The sequence below is a fragment of the uncultured Ruminococcus sp. genome, from assembly GCF_946415235.1.
Lineage (GTDB): Bacteria > Bacillota > Clostridia > Oscillospirales > Ruminococcaceae > Ruminococcus.
This window is the reverse complement of record NZ_CAMKRR010000011.1, coordinates 1-22,696: the sequence shown is the minus strand read 5'-3', so window position 1 is coordinate 22,696 and position 22,696 is coordinate 1. Positions and strand designations below refer to the sequence as shown.

Sequence of the window (22,696 nt, the reverse complement as noted above, 5' to 3'; positions counted from 1 at the left end):
AACATCAGAGCAGAAGCCGCATAAATTATCCGAATTCACAACACAAGTACAGACTCCATGGGATATGGGATTTGGAAGATTTTAAAAAGACGGTGATGTTTATGAAAAAAAACAGTTTTATTGCACTTGGACTTGCTCTTGCGGTCCTGACCTCAGCTCCGCTTTGCAGCGGCGCAGCCGAGAATATCGACATGGATTACAACTCCGACGGCACAGTGGACTGCTTCGACCTTATAACCGCGCGGAAGAATGAGGAGATATCAAGGGCTGAGCTCAATGCTCTGCAAAAGTTCCTCCTCGGCGTGAACGGAAAAGCTCCCACTGAGTTCGAGATACCCGACCTCCCAATAGACGAGGAATGTATACTCGAACCCAAGGGTACTGTACATACAGGCGAGGGCACCTTCTACGGCGGCGGATATACGGGCGGCCATGCTATGCTCGATCCCGTTTCCCACGACTACTGGATAGTAGCCATGAACCATTACGACTACAACGAGGCTCAGCTTGCAGGCGCATACCTCGAAGTAACAGGCGAGCTGGGCACTATAAAAATGCTGGTAACGGACGAGCTCCCCGAGGGAAAGAAGGGCGACCTTGACCTGTATACGGACGCATTCCCCCTCATCGCTCCCGTTGAAAAGGGCAGAGTTCCCGTAAGCTGGAAGATAATCCCCCTTGATACCGCGGAGAATGCTCCCATATGCTTCAAATACAAGGAAGGCAGCACGGAGTTCTGGTGCGGAGTTCAGGTAAGGAACCACCGCTATCCTATAACCAAGCTTGAATACCTCAATGAGGACGGCGAATTCGTTGAGATACCCCGCCGCCCCTACAATTACTTTGAGTCAAGGGATATGGGCAAGGGACCCTTTACATTCCGCATAACCGATATCTACGGACAGGTAGTCATAGACAAGGATATCCCCCTTTCCTACGACGATACGGAGATAATACAGGGACACGTTCAGTTCCCCGAATAATATTCGCTCTTGCGATAACACAACAGGAGGAAAAACTCATGAAGAATATAGTCGTGCTCGTTTCGGGCGGCGGCACTAACCTGCAGGCTCTTATCGACGCGGAAAAGTCCGGTATCATCAAGGGCGGAAGGATAACCTGCGTAATATCCTCAAAGGAGGGCGTTTACGCTCTTGAACGTGCTTCTCAGAACGGCATAAAGAGCATCGTTATACCGAGAAAGGACTACACTGCCATTGCCGACTACACACGGGCGGTGACGGACGCTCTCATCGCAGAGAAGGCTGACCTTGTGGTATATGCAGGATTCATGACCATACTCGACGAGCAGGTAGTAAAGGCGTTCCCCTACAAGATGATGAACGTTCACCCTGCACTAATACCCAGCTTCTGCGGAAAGGGATTCTACGGTCTTCATGTACATGAGGCTGCTCTCGAGGCGGGAGTAAAGCTCTCGGGCGCAACGGTACATTTCGTAACCGAAGAGTGCGACGGCGGACCGATAATAATACAGAAAGCTGTCCCCGTAGAAAACGGTGATACTCCCGAGTCACTCCAAAAGCGTATAATGGAACAGGCTGAGTGGAAGATACTCCCCGAGGCTGTATCCCTGTTCTGTCAGGACAGGATAGAGATAATCGGCGGAAAGGCATACGTAAAGTAATATCATGGAAAAAATAAAGGGATTATTTGAAAAACAGACTATTCAGAAGCTCTTCCTCTGCTTCTGGATGTATGCGGTACTTGGCTGGTGCTACGAGGTTTTCCTTGAAACAGTGGTCTATCGCTGGGGATTTCACAACAGAGGAAATATGTTCGGTCCCTACTGTCCCATATACGGCGTGGGAGCGCTTCTGTTCCTGCTGTGCTTCGGCTGGCTCATGAAGAAAAAGGACGTAAAATGGCTGAATATAGTCAAGCCGCTGCTTATCTTTCTCGGGTGTATGGCGATCGCCACCCTTGTGGAACTGATAGCCACATATATACTCGAAGCAACTACGGGCTCATGGCCTTGGCAGACCTATGCACGGTACAAGTACAACTTTCAGGCTCGTATCGCTCTCAGCACTTCCGTACGCTTCGGACTGGGCGGTATGCTGTTCATGTATATTGTACAGCCGTTCTTCGACTGGCTCCTTGCAAAGCCGAAACGAAGAACACTGAATATCATTGCGCTCGCTGTGCTGGTGATAGTCCTCACGGACTTTATATTCACAAAGGCCACAGGCTATACGCCGAAACTGGCAGAAGCCGCTATGTTCATTCATCACATCACGGCTATATAGTGCTAAGGGACATACTATCATGAAAAAAATAAAGGAATTATTGGAAAAACAAATTGTTCAGAAGCTCTTTCTCTGCTTCTGGATGTATGCGGTATTCGGCTGGTGCTACGAGGTTTTCCTTGAAGTAGTGGTCTATAAATGGGGCTTCACAAATCTTGGTATAATGTTCGGTCCGTACTGTCCGATATACGCTGTGGGAGCAATGCTGTTCCTGCTGTTTTTCGGCAAGCTGATGAAAAAAGAGGGCGGACGCCTTTTGCAGATATCCCGTCCTTTCATCATATTCTTCGGAAGCATGGCAGTTGCAACTGCCGTAGAGCTTGCAGGCACATATGTCCTTGAATACTTCACGGGCAGCTGGCCGTGGGATACATATGCGGACTACGATATCAATTTTCAGGCAAGGATAGCGCTCTCACCTTCGCTGAGGTTCGGCATGGGAGGACTGCTGTTCCTGTACTTTGTACAGCCCTTCTACAATTGGCTTCTTGCAAAGCCGAAACGCAGAACTCTCAACATCATCACACTTATCGTGCTGGTGATAGTTGTTACAGACTTCACGCTCACTCTTATCTTAAGATACTGATATAAAAACAAACCATTATCCGAAAGGAGTATTTATTATGAAAAAGCTTGATTTGGCAAATGAACTCAGCACAAACGCTTATCCCGGAAGAGGTATCGTCATCGGTAAATCCGACTGCGGAAAGTACGCAGTAACAGCATACTTCATCATGGGCAGGAGCGAGAACAGCCGCAACCGCGTATTCATCGAGGACGGCAAGGGTATCCGCACAGAGGCATTCGATCCCTCAAAGCTTACCGATCCCCACCTTATAATCTACGCTCCCGTAAGAGTTCTCGGCAACAAGCTCATCGTTACAAACGGCGATCAGACCGATACTATCTATGAACTCATGGACAAGCAGTACACCTTCGAGCAGGCTCTCCGCACAAGAGAATTCGAGGACGACGCTCCCAACTATACTCCCCGTATCTCGGGAATACTCCGCTTCGGCAAGGAGGGCTTCAACTACGCAATGTCCATACTCAAGAGCGCTAACGGCAACCCCGACTCATGTCAGAGATTCACATTCAGCTATAATAATCCCATTGCAGGCGAGGGACACTTCATACACACCTATATGGGCGACGGTTCTCCTCTCCCCAGCTTTGAGGGCGAGCCAAAGCTTGTCGGCATAAGCGGCAATATCGACCAGTTCACGGATATGCTCTGGAACAATCTCAATACAGATAATAAGGTATCTCTCTTTGTCCGCTACGTGAACCTCGAAAACAACACTGAGGAGACACGTATCGTAAACAAGAACAAGTAATAAAATGATAGTGACTTTGCGGACGTTATCCATAATGAGTTAATAGAATACGAAAAGTTATTTCCAGCATTGATAAGTATCTTGGAGGTGAAAATATGGAGATTAAATCTATTATTTGTCCAAGGTGTGGAGCAACATTAGAAATCAGTGAGGATTTTAAACAATGCTTCTGTTCTTTCTGCGGCTCAAAAATGATAATAGATGACGGAACACGTACTGTCAGAATTATTGATGAAGCAAAACTTAAAGAAATTGACCTTAAACGTGATGAATTTGAATATAAAAAGGAACAAGAAACCATAAACTCACAAAAAAGAGCACAAAAAATAAAAAGATGGAGACTTTTAGTATTAGCATCATTCTCCATATTTACATTAACATTATTTTTATCCTGTGTTCTTTTTTATATTTATGACATAGATATATTGTTTAATATTTTGTGTATAGCATCTATGTTTTGGCCAACCTTTTTAGCGGCAATAAGGCCAGATAACCTCTATGATGTAGCTTCACCGCCTTTCCTCAATAAAAAAATAGAACTTGCTATTTTCTTCTCTTTAATCGTTTGGTGTATAATTTTTGTAATATTTTTAGTGCCTACATTGTAATATTTTTAGTGCCTATATACAAATTGAGGTAAAAATGCACCATGCATTTATGAATACACAAGCTATTTCAGACAATATCCGCAAAGAGCTTGCAAGGATAAAAAGAAACAAAGCTGACTGAGTCTTAAACAGGCTGAATAATTATGCATTACGCATTACGAATTATGAATTAATATAAGGAGGACATGAAAAATGTCAAATGAAATGCAGTTAAAATACGGCTGTAACCCCAATCAGAAGCCTTCAAGAGTTTATATGGCTGACGGCAGCGAGCTCCCTATCGAGGTGCTCTGCGGAAAGCCCGGATATATAAACCTTCTTGACGCCTTCAACGGCTGGCAGCTGGTAAAGGAGCTCAAGGCTGCTACAGGTATGTGTGCAGCTACCTCATTTAAGCACGTATCACCCGCAGGTGCTGCTATCGGCAGACCGCTCTCCGACGATCTCAAGAAGATATACTGGGTGGACGACCTCGGCGAACTCACTCCCCTTGCAAGCGCTTACGCAAGAGCAAGAGGAGCTGACAGAATGTCCTCCTACGGCGACTTCATTGCCCTTTCCGACAAGGTGGACGTATGCACAGCTAAAATGATACAGCGTGAGGTATCAGACGGAGTTATCGCTCCCGACTATGAGCCCGAAGCCCTTGAAATTCTCAAGTCCAAGAGAAAGGGCACCTACTGCATACTCAAAATGAACGAGAACTACAAGCCCGCTCCTATCGAGACAAAGCAGGTATACGGCGTATCCTTCGAGCAGGGACGCAACGAGCTTGACATCAACCGCGAGCTCCTCGCAAACGTAGTTACTGAAAATAAGGATATCCCCGATGACAAGAAGGACGATCTCCTTATCTCTCTCATTACTCTTAAGTATACACAGTCAAATTCAGTCTGCTACGTAAAGGACGGACAGGCTATCGGAATAGGCGCAGGTCAGCAGTCAAGAATACACTGCACACGCCTTGCAGGTCAGAAAGCCGATAACTGGTGGCTGAGACAGTCCCCGCAGGTAATGGGACTTCAGTTCGTTGACGATATCCGCCGTGCAGACCGCGACAACGCTATCGACGTTTACATCGGCGACGAGTACGAGGACGTTCTCCGTGAGGGCGAATGGCAGCGCATCTTCAAGGTAAAGCCTGCTGTTTTCACACGCGAGGAAAAGAAAGCATGGCTCGCAAAGAACACAGGCGTATGCCTCGGCTCCGACGCCTTCTTCCCATTCGGTGACAATATCGAACGCGCAAAGAAGTCAGGCGTTGAATATATTGCTGAACCGGGTGGTTCGATCCGCGACGACAACGTTATCGAGACCTGCAATAAATACAATATTGCAATGGCATTCACAGGCATACGTCTGTTCCACCACTGATAACGATAATATACAGCTGCGGTCGGGAAAGGCCGCAGCTTTATTAAGGAGATTCCAATGAAGAAAAATACTATCACAGCTGTTTTTTCAGCAGCTGTCCTTTTATCGGCTATGTGCGGCTGTACAGCACAGACATCTGATCCCGCAAACCACGCCGAACCCGTTCAGACTGCGACTTTACCCCTCGGCAAGGAAAAGACCGATTACTTCAACGGCTATGTAAAGTGTGATGAGTTCACGTACTACGCAGACCCTAATTTATGGTCATATGTAAATTCTCCCGACGATCCCTGCGAGCTCCGCATGATAACCGATAAGGATATCAACAGCTGCGGCCTGAGCCTTTTCATGTCGGACGAGAAGCCTCAGGGCGAAACTGCCGAGTTCAAGGTATTGTCCGTAGTAAATTCGGACGAGGTCCGCTCTACGGGTACTCTCGCAACTGCCGAAAGAACATTCTATTACTATGAATGGGCTGTTGACGAGACCATAAGCGCAAGAATGTACCTTGCAGACTATGATGACAAATACATCTGCGCTTACGCGGAAAGCAACAATTTCGGCTATGTCGAGAACAAGATAGCTGATATATTCAGCATGATAAAGTTCCCCGATACGGAAGGAACCACCAAATAACTTGCAATGTTTACGGGGTTATGCTATATTATAAATAATAATCACTCAATAACCGCCGTAAGGCGGTCATTGCCCTGAACTATGCTTCGGGAGCTCAAATTCTATCTAAAACATAAAATGAATAAATTACAGAAGCTTTTTATCTGACTATTTGTTATTCGGGGGGATCACAATATGGGCAGCTATAATTCTATCAAGCTTGAAAAACTTTATAAGACCGCCGCTGCTTTCTGCGGAGTCTACGTAGTTTTTTCCATACTTTCATACATTCTTTCGGGGACGCTTTTCAGCGCCCTTGCAGGCGACGGTTTCAAGGCGTCACACCCCGAAATGATGATATCGGGAAAGAGAAAAGTCATGCTCTGCCTTACGGTACTGGTATGGGCGCCTTTCATAGGCTATATCATAAGCTGTACGGGCTGGGCTTTTTCCGCAAAGCGATGCAGGCGCACTCTTAAGGCAGCTCCATTGCTGTGGATATTCGGATTTATTGCAGAACACGCTCTTGCTCTGCTGATATCCCACCTTTCGGGTGCTGAATATGCTTCTGAACGCTGGCTGATTCAGCGGACCGAGTATATCACCTTCTTTTTCGGCATACTCCTCGTCGGAGCGCTGGTGCTGGTATGTACCGCGGCAGCTCTCGGTATTGACGAGGACAGACACGTAAAGCATCTTAAATACAAATAAAGGATATTACAATAGAAAGAAGAAAAAGTATAAAAACTGCTTTATCACTGGTGCTCGTTTTTTGCGGCATAACATTCCTGTTTGATGTGCTCCTGATGTTCTCTGCTCCTTTACGTGAACTGTGCTATTCGCTGCATGGTTACAGGGGCTTTGATGGCAGAGCCCTTCAGACAGTCACAAAAGTACTGACTCTGGTAACAACGGCTTTTGCAGTACTGCCAAAGTGCATACTGGCTCTCTGTAATCTCAACAAGACTGATTTTCAGAAACAGCGCGGTCTGACGATCATAATCCTGACAGCAGTTTTTTCTGTTCTTTCAACTGTTGTTTCCTACTTTTCCAGTCTCTTTATCAGATATTTAACGAGCGCTGAAGAGATGGGAATGTTATCATCTCTGAGTACTTTAAGAAGATTTACAGGACGGTTCTCTTCCGCTGCAACTATTATACTTTTCTGCTGCGGCGCCATAGAGCTGTACAACGGCTTTTCAAAACCTGCTTATCCGCCGTATAACGGCATGAACACTGACAGGGAAGATACATAAAACAATATACAGGAGGAATACCCCAATGAAGAACGTATTAGTAGTCGGCGGAGGCGGCCGTGAACACGCCATAATCATGAAGCTTGCTGAAAGCCCCAATGTGGGAAAGCTTTACTGTGCCCCCGGAAACGGCGGTATCTCAAAGTATGCAGAGTGCTTCAATGTGGCGGCGACCGACGTTGACGGCATCGTTGCTCTCGCTAAGGAGCTCAAGCCCGATATGGTTGTTGTTGCTCCCGACGATCCGCTGGTACTCGGTATGGTGGACACTTTGCAGGCAGAGGGCTTCATGACCTTCGGTCCTAAGGCAAATGCGGCTATAATCGAGGGCTCAAAGGTCTTTTCAAAGGAGCTCATGAAGAAGTACAACATCCCTACCGCTTTCTATGAGGTATTCACCGAGTCCGATAAGGCTATTGCCTATCTTAAAGAGCAGAACAGCTACCCCGCAGTAATAAAGGCTGACGGTCTTGCTCTCGGTAAGGGCGTTATCATCGCTCAGAACGAGGAGGAAGCTGTTGCTGCTGTACATGAAATGATTGACGAGCTCAAGTTCGGCAAGAGCTCCGCACGTATCGTTATAGAGGAGTTCCTTACTGGTCCCGAGGTATCCGTACTCAGCTTCACAGACGGAAAAACTATGGTGCCTATGATATCCTCAATGGATCACAAGCGCGCTCTCGACGGCGACAAGGGCCTCAATACGGGCGGCATGGGTACTGTTTCTCCTAATCCCTGCTATACGGACGATATCGCAAAGGAGTGCATGAAGAAGATATTCATTCCCACTATGAACGCTATGAACGCAGAGGGACGCACCTTTGAGGGCTGTCTCTACTTCGGTCTTATGATAACTCCGAAGGGGCCTAAGGTAATAGAATACAACTGCCGCTTCGGCGACCCCGAAACTCAGGTAGTTCTCCCTATGCTGGACGCTGACCTCTATGAGATATTTGAAGCTGTATACAAACATGAGCTCGATAAGGTGGATATCAAGTGGCATAAGGGCAGCTGCGCCTGCGTAGTCATGGCAAGCGGCGGCTATCCCGAAAGCTACCCCAAGGGAATCGAAATGAAGGGCTTCGATGATAAGGGACAGGTGGAAGGCTGCTTCGTTTACCATGCGGGTACAAAGCTCTCTGACGACGGAAAATTCCTCACAAACGGCGGAAGGGTCATCGGCGTAACCGCAAAGGGCGATGACCTTCAGGCGGCTCTGGACAAGGCTTACGAGGGAGTTTCCAAGATAAGCTTTGAGGGCGCACACTACAGAAAAGATATCGGTCAGAGAGCACTCAAAGCCCTCGGTTAAGGAGCTTGGATATGCACGAAAGACTGAACTTCGGATTGAAGCTGAGCGTTATCGGCAATATCCTGTTTATCGCATTCGGCTTCATATGCTTCATATTCTATAAGTCCTACGAGCCCGGCTCGATACATACGAGTATACTCAGCTTTACCGCTTATACCGTGGAGATAGCAGGCTTTGCACTGCTCATGATGGGCGACTGGCTAATGGCTTCTTCCATAAGATTCAGGACTATCCTGAAGATCGCATGGACATTCTATATATTCCTTGAAGCCGCAATGATGGTACTTGAGCTCAATTCCTACAAGATAGAGGCTTATAAGCCTTATTCGCTTGCTGTAGCTATTGCTCATTCCGTTATTTCGGGATTTGTATGCCTCAGCTTTATGGAATTTGAAAGAGACAACAAAAAGCTTGAGACCAAGATCATTATCTGTATTTCCATAATGTTCGCGGGTATGCTCGGAAATATCCTCGGTATCAGAGTTTATTTCAGTATCATCGTCAACGCGCTTGCCTTTATTATAATGTTCCAGTCAGTAAGGAGCTTTGTCGAGCACGGAGATATCGAAATCGACTGCCACGGCGACAGGGCAAGAGTTGCGGAATACAAAAGCGAATTTGTGGACGACTGATAACGTCCTTTCATAAGGGGGCTGAAATCCTCTGAAATTAAACGGAAAACCGTTTAATAAGGAAAAAATAATTTTTAAGTTCTGTATATTGCACAAAAACAGGCGGCTCGAATTGTAGATATCCTACAATGGGAGCCGCTTTTTTATTAAGTGATAAATTATTTCAAAACTGTGGGACGGTGTGGGTGTCCGGTGGACACCTCTGCTAAGCAGAAACACCGACCGAACCGAGAGGTGAGAATATCCATATCCCCTACAGTGTGACATTTATAGTTTATTCCTAAGGCGCGGGCGGATTTTTTGCGTCTGTGCGTTAAACTTGTGATTTTGCAAGTTTTAGTTGACAATATGAATTCTATATTGTATAATTTGTGTATCAAATACTTATGAAAGGAGGAAAATCTATGCTGACTCTGCTTTATGAAATAGGATATGAGATTGGAAGTAAATTAGCCGAAGCCATAGGTCCGCATATTATTCACCTTTTCTTTTAAGAAATGGCTCTCCGCTCGGAGAGCTTTTTTCTGTATGAATGATCTTAAATATCCGCAAATACAAAAGGCGAACCCGTTTATACGAGTCCACCTTAATCTTTTATTTCACTTTTTCGGAACGCCGAGGGAGGCGTTCCCTACAAGGAAAGGCGAACCTTTCGGTTCGCCTTTAATTATGCATTATGCATTAGTACATACCGCCTGCGGGCATTGCAGGTGCTGCGGGTGTCTCTTCCTTGATGTCAGCTACAAGACTCTCTGTTGTAAGAACCATTGATGCTACGGATGCTGCGTTCTGGAGTGCGCTTCTTGTTACCTTTGTAGGATCTACGATACCTGCGGGTATCATGTCTGTGTATACCTCGTTGTATGCGTCGAAGCCGTAGCCTACCTTGCGTGAACGGATTATCTTGTCTACTATAACGCTGCCCTCAAGTCCTGCGTTCTCTGCGATCTGACGTACAGGTGCTTCAAGCGCCTTGAGTATGATCTTTGCGCCTGTCTTTTCGTCACCCTCAAGTGTGGGAACAAGCTTGTTTACAGCGGGCATTGCGTTTACGAATGCTGTACCGCCGCCTGCTACGATACCCTCTTCAACAGCTGCCTTTGTTGCTGCAAGAGCGTCCTCGATACGGAGCTTCTTCTCCTTCATCTCGATCTCTGTTGCTGCGCCGACCTTGATAACTGCTACGCCGCCTGCAAGCTTTGCAAGTCTCTCCTGGAGCTTCTCACGGTCGAAGTCGGATGTGGTCTTTTCAATAGCGTTTCTGATCTGTGCAACTCTTGACTTGATAGCCTTCTTGTCGCCTGCGCCGTCTACGATGATAGTGTTCTCCTTCTGGATAACTACCTGCTTAGCCTGACCGAGCTGATCTATTTTGGTCTCGTTGAGTTCGAGTCCGAGCTCAGAAGAAATTACCTCGCCGCCTGTGAGCACTGCGATATCCTTGAGCATTTCCTTTCTTCTGTCGCCAAAGCCCGGAGCCTTTACTGCTGCAACCTTGAATGTGCCTCTGAGGTTGTTGAGGATGATAGTTGTAAGAGCTTCGCCCTCTACGTCCTCAGCTATGATAACGAGCTTCTTGCCCATCTTTACGATCTGCTCAAGGAGAGGGAGGATTTCCTGTATAGAAGATATCTTCTTGTCTGTGATAAGAATGAAAGCGTCATCGTAAACAGCTTCCATCTTGTCTGCATCTGTTACCATGTAAGGTGAGATGTAGCCTCTGTCGAACTGCATACCCTCAACTACTTCGCTGTAGGTATCGGCTGTCTTGCTCTCCTCTATGGTGATAACGCCGTCTGATGTTACCTTTTCCATAGCCTCTGCAATGAGCTTACCTACGTTCTCATCGGCAGATGATACTGTACCTACTCTTGCGATATCCTCTGAGCCTGTTACTGCCTTTGAATTGTCAACGATAGCCTTTACTGCTGCGTCAACTGCCTTTGCGATACCCTTCTTGAGTACCATTGGATTTGCGCCTGCTGCGATATTCTTCATACCCTCGCGGACAATGGTCTGTGCGAGAAGTGTTGCTGTTGTTGTACCGTCGCCTGCTGCGTCGTTTGTCTTTGTAGCAACTTCCTTGACGAGCTGTGCGCCCATATTCTCGAATGCGTCCTCAAGCTCGATGTCCTTTGCTATTGTTACACCGTCGTTTGTGATGAGGGGAGCGCCGAACTTCTTGTCAAGAACTACGTTCCTGCCCTTGGGTCCCATTGTTATCCTTACTGTATCTGCAAGCTTGTCAATACCTGCCTGAAGAGCCTTTCTTGCTTCTTCGCCGTACTTTATATCCTTAGCCATAATTATCTACTCCTTTATATCATATTTTTATCTGTATGGAACGGCGCCCTCGCCGTTCCATGCCTAATGTCCAATGTATATTCGGAACGCCGAGGGCGGCGTTCCCTACAATAGTTCTTGCTAACGGCTTTATTTAACTGTTGCGAGAATGTCTTCCATCTTTACGATGATGTACTCTTCTCCCTCAAGCTTTACATTCGTGCCCGAATACTTGGAGATGAGCACCTTGTCGCCCTTCTTTACTTCCATTTTTACGTCAGAGGTTCCGGGCCCTACTTCAACTACCTCTGCGACCTCGGGCTTCTCCTTAGCTGAGCCTGAAAGAATGATACCGCTCTTGGTAGTTTCCTCTGCTTCTACCATTTTAACGACAACTCTGTCCTGTAAGGGTTTGATAGTCATAATATATACCTCCTGATAATTAATTACAAGTTTAAGTTTAGCACTCTTTCTCTCAGAGTGCTAATTATATTTTACCACCTTTTTACAATAAATCAAGCCTTTTCTGCAAGCTTTCACAATTTTTGGCACTATGTACAAATATCAGCTTTTTTAGTGAAGTTTTATGTGCTGTAAGCTGAGTTTTCCCCGCGTTTGTTCCCATATTCCAGCATCAGCATCACCACCATTATTATCAGCATTACCGACGGTACCGCCGAATCCGTGCCGTGCCCCCTCACCCTTACGGAAGCCGCTTCCATTGCCTCTCCGAATACGAAATAGGGCAGCAGCGCACGGCATACCCAAAAGCTTATCATCGCTGCGGCTGCTCGCATTATTATAAAGGGCTTCAGCGAGAGCTTCCCTGCCGTCAGCGCTCTCAGCTGGAAAAATACACACGCTCCGCCGAAGGAGACTGCTCCGCTTACGTAAGGCAGCAGCAGGTGACCGCCGCCTGTACTGCTGCCAATATTTGTAACATCTATAATGGCGGCGGTCAGAGCCTCGCCGCCCTCGCGGCCGAGGCGAAGGAGCTTCCCGAGAAGCTCCCCTGCTGCTGCCATAGTGCCTGTGCGGATAAGAAAGGCGGTAAACACGGAAGCTCCCACCACCATTATACATATATCCGCCATAGCCCTGCCGCTGCGAAGTACGCTTTCCGTAAGCATTTCCGCGGAGATGGTCACGGAGCGGCGGGGGCGGGGCTGCTTTTCGGCAGACTTTCTCAGGAAAAATGACGCCCCTAAAGCTGTGAGAATATTTGCGGATACTGCCGAGATAAGTATGAGAAGTCCTATGCGCTCACAGCCGAAATACTGCCGTGAGACACAGCCGAATATAAAAGCAGGTCCTGCACCGAAACACAGTCCCGAGAGCAGCTCCGCACGGCGCCTGCTTATCCTGCCTGCGGTATAAAGCTCGCAGAGCATCTTGACTCCCACGGGATAGCCCGCAAGCATACCAAAGGAAAATATGGGGAACTCCGTTTCGTCCATACCGAAAAGAAAAAAACTGATACGCCCGATCCACTTCGGCATGAGCTCCGCGATACCGCTGCGTACTATTACCGAGGATACCGCCATCATCGCAAAAAGCGACGGTATGACCGTATTTATACAGCGGAGCATACCGCTGCACACCGCCTGCGAAACTGCCGCAGTATCTGCCGCACAGAACAGAAAAAGTATCACCGTCACCGCGATCTTTGCGGCTTTTGCAGCTTTTTCCGCGTATTTTCTCATAATCATCACCCCTTAAATCATATTATTGGAAGTGAAAAAATATACGGGAGTGGCTCTTATGTTTGAATGGCTTGAAAAACCGATACGTGAAAAGCTCTGTCTTGAATCGAATATACATATTTCGGGAAGCAGCGAGCTCATTATTGACGGCTGCCGAAGAATAGAGGAATGTAACGAGGTCTTCATGCGGCTGCTGTCGGGAAGCATATATGTGGATATCCACGGCTACGGACTGAGAGCCTACGATTTCAGAACGGGCGGCCTTGTTGTCCGAGGCTGCATAGAAAAAATAGAATTCGAGGAGAGAGGCAAAAAACATGAAGCTAAGACGGACTGTAAGGATAAACGCTCGGGGGAAGGAGCTCCCTAAATTCATCAACCTCATCCACGAAAACAGAATAGAATGCAGGGAGCAGTACTGCCGCGGAGAAGTCTTCCACGGGGACGTTTTCCGCAGAGAGCTCCCCGAAATACAAGCAATCGCCGAGAAATGCGGTGTCGAACTGAAAACCGCAGCCTATGACAGTCTCGGTGAACGGCTCTTCCGCTACAGAAAGCGTGTGGGACTGCTTGTGGGGCTCGTCCTTGCGGCTTTTGCAGCTATATACTTTTCCGACGTCATCGTTACAATTGAAATATACGGCAATACCTCCGTAAGCGATGAGGTCATACTTGCCGCCCTCGCAGAGCTTGATATTAAACCCGGTACTCCCGTTCACAGCGTCGATCTGGAGAAATGCGGCAGCAGGCTGCCCTTCCTCATAGACGGCGTTGCATGGGCAGGTATGCACCGCACGGGCAGCCGTATTTACGTGCAGATACGTGAAAATGCTCCCATACCGCAGAAAGTCAGGGGGCGTGTCCCATGCAATGTGGTAGCGGCTCATGATGCGGAAATAACCTATATCCTCGCCCAAAGCGGCTTTGCCATGTTCAGGGTCGGCGACTTTGTCCCGAAAGGAGCTCTGCTCATAAGCGGGGTAAGGCAGTCGGAGTCGGGACGCACCTCCGTCAGCCATGCTATGGGAGAAGTGCGCGGTATCTATAATGAAACGGTAAGCTTCTCAGCAGCATTCCTCAGCTCGGAATATACTTACACGGGCAGAACGGATACTCAGCGGACCCTGCGGCTTTTCAATCTCGATATCCCCCTATTCATCGGCAGCGGCAGGTTTGAGAGCAGTACCTCCGAGTATTCCGAAAGTCCCCTTGTACTGTTCGGGAAGGAGTTCCCTATAAGCCTCAGGCAGAGAACGCTCTCGGAAACAGTACGCAGTGAGGTCGTTTTTACTCCCGAGGAGCTCAAGGAGAAGCTCATGGATAAGATATACCTGTACGAAAAGAACTTCCTCAGCGATACAAGGATAATAGACCGAAGCATCGAAGCCTCACAGAGCGATGACACGATGACTCTCAGTGTATCATACAGGCTTGAGGGGGATATATGCAGGCAGCAGGAGGTTTTCATCAAATAGTCCCATAAGGCATCAGCTACAAAATCCTGCCTTGTTTTTTGTAAAAAGTCACCATAACCCTCTTAGTGACAAAAATATAAAACTATGATATAATATATTTATAATTTTTAAGGGGGATCTGCTATGAAAAAATGCTTGAGACTTTTATCTCTTCTGGTTCTTATCTTCACATTCGTGCTGTTTCCTGTGAAGCCGCTGTATACCGAGGCTTCGCCCCGACGTGCTGACTTCGGCGACTTCTCGGGTGATTCGGATTTCGGCGACAGCGGAGGCTGGGACAGCGGTGACAGCTGGGACAGCGGATGGGACAGTAATGACAGCTGGGACAGCGGAGGAAGCTACAGCAGCTCGGGTTCGGGCAGCAGCAGCGGCTTGGACGCAGGTTTAGTTATTATCATTATCATTGTTATCATCATTTATTCGGCTTCTTCCAACAAAAAGAGAAGCAATACACCTTACTCACCGCCGACTGTGAATACTCCGTCTCTGCGCCGTATAGAGGAATACAGCCAAATAGACCCGAGCTTCAATGCGGAGCAGTTCAGGGACAAGGTCTCCAACCTCTACGTGCAGTTCCAGAATGCATGGCAGAAAAAAGACCTTTCTCCCCTCAGACCTTATCTCACCGATACCTATTATTCGCAGATGGATAATCAGCTCGAAAGATACCGTCAGAGCCGTCAGACCAATATGGTGGAGAGGATAGCAGTCCTGAAAACAGAGCTCCTCGGCTGGAAACAGGAAAGCGGTCTGGACGAAATGGTCGTAAAGCTCGAAACACGTATCGTGGATTACGTAGTTGACGACGCTACGGGAAATATCGTCCGCGGAAGCAAAACAGCAGAAAAGTTCATGACCTACGAATGGACTCTCGTCCGCACCACAGGCGTAAATACCTCACGCTCCACAGGTACTACGGGTCAGACCTGTCCGTACTGCGGCGCTAATGTCAATATCAATCAGTCCGCTGTATGCGAGTACTGCGGTTCTGTGCTCACTACGGATACCTTCGACTGGGCGGTAAGCAATATCAAGGCTCTGTCCCAGCGCACAAGACAATAGATCCGCATAAACACTGGCTGCCTCAGGTGAAATACTTATACAGAAGTTTATAGTTATTACTCGGGGAAAACCTTTTTCAAAAGGTTTTCCCTCAATAATAGTTATAAAACCTTCTTTATAGATATCACCCTCAGACAGCCATATAATTTTCATACAGGGGATAATTATGAAGGAAAGAATTCTCGTCTGCGATACATCACCGAGCCTCGGAAAGCTCATGGCCCGCAGATTCGCCAATATGGGCATATCCGCCGACTTCTGCCGCGGAAATATCTCCTCCGTCAGCAGGGCAATGGCGGCGAAAAAGTACAGCTGCCTGCTGATCTTCGCTTTTTCTCCCGAAAAACAGCTGCTCGAACTGGTCAGCGCCGCTGCGGAAAAGGGCATCCATGTATTCGCGGGACTGTATACAAGCTCTGCCTCAGTACACAGGAGCTTCCGAAACGCAGGTGCTGCGGCTGCCTTTACCATGCCGTGCTCGGTCAGGACAATGTGCAAACGGATAATAATGCGTATCGGGAATAAAGACACTATCCTTTCACGGGTAGAGGTATTCCTTGAGGAAACAGGCTTTCCGAAACGGCTCAGGGGCTTTGCTTACCTTGCAAATATCAGCACCGTCTGTCTTGCCGCTCCCGAAAGGCTGTGGGGCGGTATGTCGGAGCTGTACGGCGAGACCGCGGAAAAGCTCTCTACAGAAGCCTCCCGCGTGGAACGTGCTATACGTAATCTCAGCGCTCAGGCTGCCGAAAACGGCTCGGTATCCCGCCTGACAGATGGAAGGCTTGCCGAAAAGCCCACAAATACAGAGCTCATTTGTGCAGTTTGCGACAAGTTTTCTCGCTGTTAGCACATTTTTAACACCCGTTTTTTGTAGAAAATAACTTAAAATTATAACACTAATTCAAAAAATAGTGATTTTTGATTGACATTTTTGTAAAACTGAGTTATAATTATTTTAATATCTCATAAGCAGGCGAAATCGCCTGTATTGTGTCAAATGCTTTCTTTGCGAAATATGCAAATAAGGGGAAGTATATGTTTAATACGGAAGGAAGGTATTAAAAAATGGCTAACGAAAAAAATCCAAAGGTACTTATAGTAGACGACGATAAGAACATCTGCGACCTTCTCCGCCTCTATCTCGAAAAAGACGGATACAGTGTTCTCCTCTGTCACGACGGTGACGACGCTGTTGTCAAGTTCAAGGCTCTCAGCCCCGATATGGTACTGCTCGATATAATGCTGCCCGGCAAGGACGGCTGGCAGGTTTGCCGTGAGATCAGGAAGATATCAAATGTTCCGATAATCATGATCACTGCCAAGGGGGAAACTATCGACAAGGTAATCGGTCTCGAGCTGGGTGCTGACGACTATATCGTTAAGCCATTCGATGCCAAGGAAGTCATTGCCCGTATCAACGCCGTTACCCGCCGTGTGGGCACAGGTATGGCAGAGCCGGAGCAGAAGGAAGTCCACTACGACAAGCTCACTGTCAATATGGACAGCTATGAGCTGAAGGTAAACGGAAAGAATATCGACACTCCTCCCAAGGAGCTCGAGCTTCTCTACTACCTTGCTTCTAATCCCAACAGAGTTTATACCCGTGACCAGCTTCTTGACGAAGTATGGGGCTTTGAATACTACGGCGATTCACGTACCATTGACGTACATATCAAGCGTCTCCGTGAAAAGCTCGAAGGCGTTTCCGACAAGTGGACACTCAAGACAGTATGGGGCGTCGGATATAAGTTTGAAGCCGACGAAGAGGAATAAGCTTGTAACAACTCCAGAACATCAAGGGGACATCTGTCCCCTTATTTTGTATAGAGGTGATACCATTGAAAGGCAGAAAAAGCTCTTATGACAAGCTTTTTATTTTTATAATCATCATTATCCTTTCGATAAATATCATACTTGGTATAGTTGCTATAACCGTCAGCTCAGCTATATACAAATCAAACAGACTTGATGAGCTGCAAAAAATAGGCGACCTTTTCACAGGCTGCATGGAGGACAGCTATTCGGAGAGAATGAATGTCCGTTCGACCCTTATAAAAAACCTCCATAAGCGTTTTTCAAGCAAATACCACCTGATGATCTACATCTATGATGCAAACGGCAACTGTGTGCTCTCGGACGCGGATTATGAGGAAAATCCTAAAAAGGTGGTCAAAAACAGCGGAAAAATATCGGAAAAGGAACGGGAACTCATTACTAAGGGCGGCTACCTCGTTTTCGAGACCAAGAGCATATCAGCCAACGAGCCCTATATGCTGTACGGTACGTGCTTCTTCCTTCAGAACGAGATAATGTACGCAAAGATCTATTCAAATTCAAACGCCGTGAACTCTTTTTCGGCAAGGCTGATAGCGTTCTATTCTCTTTTCTGTCTGCTGACTACATTTTTGCAGGTATTCATCCTCAGCCGCAGGTTCAAAAGGCTGTCAATGTACGAAAATGATTTCAGACGCATCAGCGAACAGTTCGCAAAGCGGGACTTCTCCGAAAACATACCTACCGGTGTTCCCTATACCACTCCCGAGATAGCAGAATATGTCAATACCGTCGCTGCGGACGTTGCAAAGAGTGAGGAGACCAGCAAGACCTTTATTGCCAATGTTTCACATGAGCTGAGAACTCCTATCACTACTATCGGCGGCTTCGTTGACGGCATACTCGACGGTACTATACCAAAGGGCAGACAGAAGGAGTACCTCATACTCGTATCCAAGGAAATCAAGCGTCTGCGTATACTCATTTCCTCGATGCTGAATATGTCACGTTTCGAGACGGGTACCCTCAGGCCGAATTTCCGCGATGTAAACCTTACGGATATAGTTATACAGACAGTTCTCATGTTTGAAAAGAAGATCGAGGACAAGCACCTTGAAGTTGAAGGACTCGGCAGTGACCGTATGTCCGCAGAGGTAGACCCCGACCTTATCCAGCAGGTAATATACAACCTCGTGGAAAATGCTGTCAAATTCATAAACGACGGAGGTATACTCTCATTCCGCTTTGAGCGTTCCGTAAACGGTTCATGCACCATAGGCATAAAGAATACGGGTGAGGGTCTTAAAAACGACGAGATACAGCAGGTATTCGACAGATTCTACAAGACGGACTCGTCACGAGGCAAGGATACCACGGGACTCGGTCTCGGACTTGCAATATCAAGAAAGATAGTTCATCTCCACCACGGTCATATCGTTGTAAAGAGCGTGTACGGAGAATATACGGAGTTTCTCATTCAGCTTCCCGAGAAACAGCCGAAAAAGAAAGGATAACAAATGGACGACAGAGAAAATCTATATCAGGACAGTCCTGATAACGGCTATAAGGAGCCGTATATCCCTCAGCATGAAAAGCCTGCCGCAGACAGCGGTATGAACAGCTCCGTACAGCAGCCTCAGGGCAGCAGCTGCGGACAGCATACTCACGTTCATACTCAGAATAACGGCTACGGTCAGCAGAACTACGGTCAGCCGCAGAACAGCGGCTACGGGCAGCAGAATTACAGTCAGCCTCAGAACAGCGGCTACGGGCAGCAGAATTACAGTCAGCCTCAGAACAGCGGCTACGGACAGTACGGCGGCTACAATGAACAGCCGCGCAGACCTGTCTACGACCGATTTATGTATGAGCCCATAGGCTTTGAGGAGCTCGACCGCAGTCAGCAGTCCGACGCGCTCGGCAGCGATATCGCAGATCAGCGCTCAAAAAGCGAAAAGGGTGTAGTCCTTCTCTTTGCGATAATTACCGCCATAGCCGCTTTTATAGCTCTTTTCGGCATCATTTACGACATTGCCAACAGCGATAAGATAGTCAGCAAGATAGGCAAGCAAAATCAGATAGTCATATATCAGGAATCAAAGCCTAAGGGCGCAAATGACCTTGATAACTTCAAGGACGAGAACGGAAAGTATACTCCCGAGGGTGCTGCCGCTCTTGTGAAGCCCTCTATCGTCAAGATATACACCTATGAGGACTATGCGGGCTATGCTTCAAGAAGAGCCATTGGTACAGGCTCGGGCATAGTTCTCAACGAGGAAGGCTATATCGCCACAAATGCTCATGTCCTCGAAGCCAAGGGTTATCACAAGATCGAGACCATGGACGGCAAATTCTACGACGCAAAGGTAGTCGGCAGAGACACTAAGACTGATATCGCTGTTATAAAGGTTGATGCTGCCGATCTCACACCTGCTGTTCTCGGCGACTCCGATGAAGCTATCGTGGGCGAGACCGTTATCGCTATAGGAAATCCCGCCAACCTTGCGGGTACTGTCACCGACGGCATCATCTCAGCTGTGGATCGTAAGATAAGAAGCGACTCCTCGGGCTTCGAGATGAAGTGTCTCCAGACAAATGCAGAGATAAGCCCCGGAAACTCGGGCGGCGCTCTCGTGAATATGTACGGTCAGGTCATAGGTATTACCTCTTCAAAGTACGTAAGCAACGACCTTGAAGGACTCGGCTTTGCCATAACCATAAACGAAGCTGCTCCCGTTATAGAAGAGCTTATCAAGAACGGCTTCATTGCAGGACGATTCAGGATAGGCATACACCTTCTCGATATGAGCTCAGATGAAAAAATAGCCGCTATTGAGGAACGCATCGGACAGGCTCTCCCTGACGATTTCAAGGGCATCTATATCGACGCTGTGGACGAGGACTGCGATATCGCCAATACCGATCTGAAAAAAGGCGATTTCATCATCGCTGTGAACGGAAAGTCCGTCAGCACCTACGACGAGCTCTATGATACCATAAGCAGTCAGTATGGCGCGGGAGATACTGTACCCGCTACCTGTGCAAGCATTGACAAAAACGGCAAGGTAAGTTACTATGAGATAGAATTCAAGCTCATGGAAGATGTATCCGGCAACTACTGATCCATAAGTCTTTGCGGGCGTTTGGAATTAACGCCCGCAACTCCTCCCGCTGCACCCGAAACGGTGAGCAGGAGGAGCTTTTTTATACCTGCGGGAGCTCCGAGTATGGATAAGCCGATGATGCTTACGGCTCCGTACATAAGAGCTCCGCATACCATGCCGCCGATAAGGCCCCTGCGGCGGCGGTACCTGCCGTATATATAAGCTCCCGAATAGCCTCCCGATACACATGACGCTCCGGCAAACGCCCTTACAAGGTTCATATCCCGCATAACAAAAAACAGCACAGCACTCAGCAGCAGCCATGAAGCTGCCGTAACAGCAAGTCCGCAGAAAACCGAGGCTGCCGCGCTGAGTGGTGCATTTGTCCATATACTGCGCCTGTGTTTACGCATGAAAAAACCTCCGCATAGTTTTTCTAATTCTATGCGGAGGTGATATTTTTTATTCTTCTTCGTCGTCCTTCTTTTTCTTGGACTTCTTATCATCGTCAACTATTGCAGCTGACTCAAGCTTTGCAGATGAAGAGCTCTTTCCCGAAGCCTTTGCTTCCTTGATACGCTCGGCAGCTGTTACGTTCTCTGTGATAGCCCAGTTCTTGATCCTGAGCTTGTGCTTTGCGCCGCCTGTCTCGATAACTACCGTATCCTCGCCGACGCTTACAACGATACCGACGATACCGCCGCCTGTTACGACTTCATCGCCTACCTGTAAGTTCTCCTGCATTTCCTTGAGCTCTCTGTCGCGCTTTTTCTGAGGTCTGATAGCCACGAAATAGAGAAGAGCGAACATGATAGCAAGAGGTATCAGCATTCCGCCGAGGCTTGCTCCCGCGCCCATCTGAGCAGTATCCTGACTGCTGCTTGCAGCGTCAGCAGCGGCAGCTTCGTCAGCAAAGGCTGTCATGGCTGTATATCCTGCCATAGCAGCTGTAGAAGCAGCTGCCGAAACAATGCTTATTAGCTTTTTGATATTCATATTTTTACTCCTGTTCTGATGGATTATTTTCATACAATGGTTATTATAACACATATCCCGAGGTTTTGCAAGTACTTTTCTTCGATTTTCCGCTTTTTTTATAGGCTTTCTTATATAATAGGCTGCGGTATGAAATATGGAAAAGCCGTTCCCGCAATGGGAACGGCTCTTAAATAATTATCTGCGATCAAACGAGCTTGATGATAGCCATTTCAGCAGCGTCTCCGCGGCGTGGTCCGATCTTTACGATCTGTGTATAACCACCATTCTTCTCTGCATACTTGGGAGCGATCTCGTCGATAAGCTTCTTAGCAACGGACTCCTTAGTGATGTAAGAGAATACCTGACGCTTGGAGTGCAGATCATCATTTTTACCGATAGTGATCATTTTTTCTGCAACTGCACGAACTTCCTTTGCTCTTGTTACGGTAGTTTCGATCTGACCGTTCTCAAGCAGGAAAGTTACCATGCCTCTGAGCATAGCCTTTCTATGATCAGATGTTCTGCCCAGTTTTCTTGTACCCGGCATTGTATTCACTCCTTTTTATAGTGGTGCGCTAACGCACGTTTTATGGTTTATTCCTCTTCGGAAGAAAGGTCGAAGCCCAGTGACTGGAGCTTTTCCTTTACCTCGTCGAAGGATTTCTTTCCAAGGTTTCTAACCTTCATCATTTCTTCCTCAGACTTATTGATCAAGTCATCTACGGTATTGATACCTGCACGCTTCAAGCAATTGAAGGAACGTACAGATAAGTCAAGATCCTCAATGGTCATCTCAAGGATTTTTTCCTTACCCTTCTCATCCTTTTCAACAAGGACCTCAGCAAGTCCAGCCTCTTCTGAGAGGTCGATGAACAGCTTCAGATGCTCGTTGAGGAGATTGGCTGCCTGTGATA

26 protein-coding genes are annotated in these 22,696 nt (G+C 47.5%); 19 read left to right on the top strand and 7 right to left on the bottom strand.

Features of this window, described 5'->3' with window-relative positions:
• The first annotated feature begins 101 nt into the window (after positions 1–101).
• The 12 genes from Q0R37_RS04470 to Q0R37_RS04415 all read left to right on the top strand — a co-directional run bounded on the left by Q0R37_RS04470 (position 102) and on the right by Q0R37_RS04415 (position 9,401).
• Positions 102–983 (top strand): expansin EXLX1 family cellulose-binding protein, encoded by an 882-nt coding sequence (locus tag Q0R37_RS04470; RefSeq protein ID WP_294751819.1) that lies wholly within the window; start codon positions 102–104, stop codon positions 981–983.
• A gap of 38 nt (positions 984–1,021) precedes the next feature.
• Positions 1,022–1,645 (top strand): phosphoribosylglycinamide formyltransferase, encoded by a 624-nt coding sequence (gene purN, locus Q0R37_RS04465; RefSeq protein ID WP_294751817.1) that lies wholly within the window; start codon positions 1,022–1,024, stop codon positions 1,643–1,645.
• Between the two features lie 4 nt (positions 1,646–1,649).
• Positions 1,650–2,267, top strand: coding sequence for a putative ABC transporter permease (locus tag Q0R37_RS04460; protein ID WP_294751815.1), 618 nt, complete (start codon positions 1,650–1,652; stop codon positions 2,265–2,267).
• A gap of 19 nt (positions 2,268–2,286) precedes the next feature.
• Entirely contained in the window at positions 2,287–2,853 is a 567-nt protein-coding gene (locus Q0R37_RS04455; RefSeq protein WP_294751813.1) for a putative ABC transporter permease, read from the top strand.
• Positions 2,854–2,890: 37 nt separating this feature from the next.
• Positions 2,891–3,604 (top strand): IMP cyclohydrolase, encoded by a 714-nt coding sequence (locus tag Q0R37_RS04450; protein WP_294751811.1) that lies wholly within the window; start codon positions 2,891–2,893, stop codon positions 3,602–3,604.
• 95 nt (positions 3,605–3,699) lie between these two features.
• Entirely contained in the window at positions 3,700–4,212 is a 513-nt protein-coding gene (locus Q0R37_RS04445) for a hypothetical protein (protein WP_294751809.1), read from the top strand.
• Positions 4,213–4,404: 192 nt separating this feature from the next.
• Positions 4,405–5,586 (top strand): phosphoribosylaminoimidazolecarboxamide formyltransferase, encoded by a 1,182-nt coding sequence (locus tag Q0R37_RS04440; protein ID WP_294751808.1) that lies wholly within the window; start codon positions 4,405–4,407, stop codon positions 5,584–5,586.
• A gap of 57 nt (positions 5,587–5,643) precedes the next feature.
• Positions 5,644–6,222: a hypothetical protein gene (locus tag Q0R37_RS04435; RefSeq protein WP_294751807.1), complete on the top strand. Its 579-nt coding sequence runs from the start codon at positions 5,644–5,646 to the stop codon at positions 6,220–6,222.
• A gap of 174 nt (positions 6,223–6,396) precedes the next feature.
• The gene (locus Q0R37_RS04430) at positions 6,397–6,912 is read left to right on the top strand and encodes a hypothetical protein (protein WP_294751805.1); all 516 of its coding nucleotides are present in this window, start codon (positions 6,397–6,399) and stop codon (positions 6,910–6,912) included.
• Between the two features lie 95 nt (positions 6,913–7,007).
• Entirely contained in the window at positions 7,008–7,457 is a 450-nt protein-coding gene (locus Q0R37_RS04425; RefSeq protein ID WP_294751802.1) for a hypothetical protein, read from the top strand.
• A 25-nt stretch (positions 7,458–7,482) separates the two neighbouring features.
• Positions 7,483–8,769 (top strand): phosphoribosylamine--glycine ligase, encoded by a 1,287-nt coding sequence (gene purD / locus Q0R37_RS04420; RefSeq protein ID WP_294751800.1) that lies wholly within the window; start codon positions 7,483–7,485, stop codon positions 8,767–8,769.
• A gap of 11 nt (positions 8,770–8,780) precedes the next feature.
• Complete coding sequence (locus Q0R37_RS04415) at positions 8,781–9,401, top strand: hypothetical protein (RefSeq protein WP_294751797.1); 621 nt, start codon at positions 8,781–8,783, stop codon at positions 9,399–9,401.
• Between the two features lie 681 nt (positions 9,402–10,082).
• On the opposite strand, the gene groL is transcribed toward Q0R37_RS04415, so the two are convergent.
• The 3 genes from groL to Q0R37_RS04400 form a co-directional block, all read right to left on the bottom strand.
• Positions 10,083–11,705: a chaperonin GroEL gene (gene groL / locus Q0R37_RS04410; RefSeq protein ID WP_294751794.1), complete on the bottom strand. Its 1,623-nt coding sequence runs from the start codon at positions 11,703–11,705 to the stop codon at positions 10,083–10,085.
• 129 nt (positions 11,706–11,834) lie between these two features.
• Positions 11,835–12,107: a co-chaperone GroES gene (locus Q0R37_RS04405; RefSeq protein WP_028517955.1), complete on the bottom strand. Its 273-nt coding sequence runs from the start codon at positions 12,105–12,107 to the stop codon at positions 11,835–11,837.
• A 161-nt stretch (positions 12,108–12,268) separates the two neighbouring features.
• On the bottom strand, positions 12,269–13,387 hold the full coding sequence (locus Q0R37_RS04400; RefSeq protein WP_294751791.1) for a hypothetical protein: 1,119 nt from the start codon (positions 13,385–13,387) through the stop codon (positions 12,269–12,271).
• A 58-nt stretch (positions 13,388–13,445) separates the two neighbouring features.
• On the opposite strand from Q0R37_RS04400, the gene Q0R37_RS04395 reads away from it, so the two are divergent.
• The 7 genes from Q0R37_RS04395 (at position 13,446) to Q0R37_RS04365 (ending at position 20,822) form a co-directional block, all read left to right on the top strand.
• Positions 13,446–13,757, top strand: a complete 312-nt coding sequence (locus tag Q0R37_RS04395; protein WP_294751789.1) for a YabP/YqfC family sporulation protein — start codon at positions 13,446–13,448, stop codon at positions 13,755–13,757.
• Positions 13,705–14,862, top strand: coding sequence for a sporulation protein YqfD (locus tag Q0R37_RS04390; RefSeq protein ID WP_294751787.1), 1,158 nt, complete (start codon positions 13,705–13,707; stop codon positions 14,860–14,862). Before Q0R37_RS04395 ends, Q0R37_RS04390 begins: the two co-directional genes overlap by 53 nt.
• Positions 14,863–14,985: 123 nt before the next feature.
• Positions 14,986–15,924, top strand: a complete 939-nt coding sequence (locus Q0R37_RS04385) for a Tim44-like domain-containing protein (protein ID WP_294751784.1) — start codon at positions 14,986–14,988, stop codon at positions 15,922–15,924.
• A 166-nt stretch (positions 15,925–16,090) separates the two neighbouring features.
• A complete protein-coding gene (locus tag Q0R37_RS04380; protein ID WP_294751782.1) occupies positions 16,091–16,774 on the top strand; it encodes a sporulation initiation factor Spo0A C-terminal domain-containing protein in 684 nt (227 codons plus the stop codon).
• A gap of 218 nt (positions 16,775–16,992) precedes the next feature.
• Positions 16,993–17,700, top strand: coding sequence for a response regulator transcription factor (locus tag Q0R37_RS04375; RefSeq protein ID WP_294751780.1), 708 nt, complete (start codon positions 16,993–16,995; stop codon positions 17,698–17,700).
• A gap of 65 nt (positions 17,701–17,765) precedes the next feature.
• The gene (locus tag Q0R37_RS04370) at positions 17,766–19,214 is read left to right on the top strand and encodes a HAMP domain-containing sensor histidine kinase (RefSeq protein ID WP_294751778.1); all 1,449 of its coding nucleotides are present in this window, start codon (positions 17,766–17,768) and stop codon (positions 19,212–19,214) included.
• A gap of 3 nt (positions 19,215–19,217) precedes the next feature.
• Positions 19,218–20,822: a trypsin-like peptidase domain-containing protein gene (locus Q0R37_RS04365; protein WP_294751776.1), complete on the top strand. Its 1,605-nt coding sequence runs from the start codon at positions 19,218–19,220 to the stop codon at positions 20,820–20,822.
• Here Q0R37_RS04365 and Q0R37_RS04360 read toward each other — a convergent pair.
• From Q0R37_RS04360 to Q0R37_RS04345, 4 genes are all read right to left on the bottom strand, one after another.
• Positions 20,816–21,217 carry a TIGR04086 family membrane protein gene (locus tag Q0R37_RS04360; RefSeq protein WP_294751774.1) on the bottom strand — a complete coding sequence of 134 codons (402 nt, stop codon included), beginning with the start codon at positions 21,215–21,217 and terminating at the stop codon, positions 20,816–20,818. The genes Q0R37_RS04365 and Q0R37_RS04360 overlap by 7 nt on opposite strands.
• 49 nt (positions 21,218–21,266) lie before the next feature.
• The gene (gene yajC, locus Q0R37_RS04355; protein WP_294751771.1) at positions 21,267–21,800 is read right to left on the bottom strand and encodes a preprotein translocase subunit YajC; all 534 of its coding nucleotides are present in this window, start codon (positions 21,798–21,800) and stop codon (positions 21,267–21,269) included.
• A gap of 187 nt (positions 21,801–21,987) precedes the next feature.
• Entirely contained in the window at positions 21,988–22,329 is a 342-nt protein-coding gene (gene rplQ, locus Q0R37_RS04350; protein WP_173449417.1) for a 50S ribosomal protein L17, read from the bottom strand.
• Between the two features lie 47 nt (positions 22,330–22,376).
• On the bottom strand, positions 22,377–22,696 hold a 320-nt coding region (locus Q0R37_RS04345; RefSeq protein WP_294751762.1), incomplete at its 5' end, for a DNA-directed RNA polymerase subunit alpha C-terminal domain-containing protein.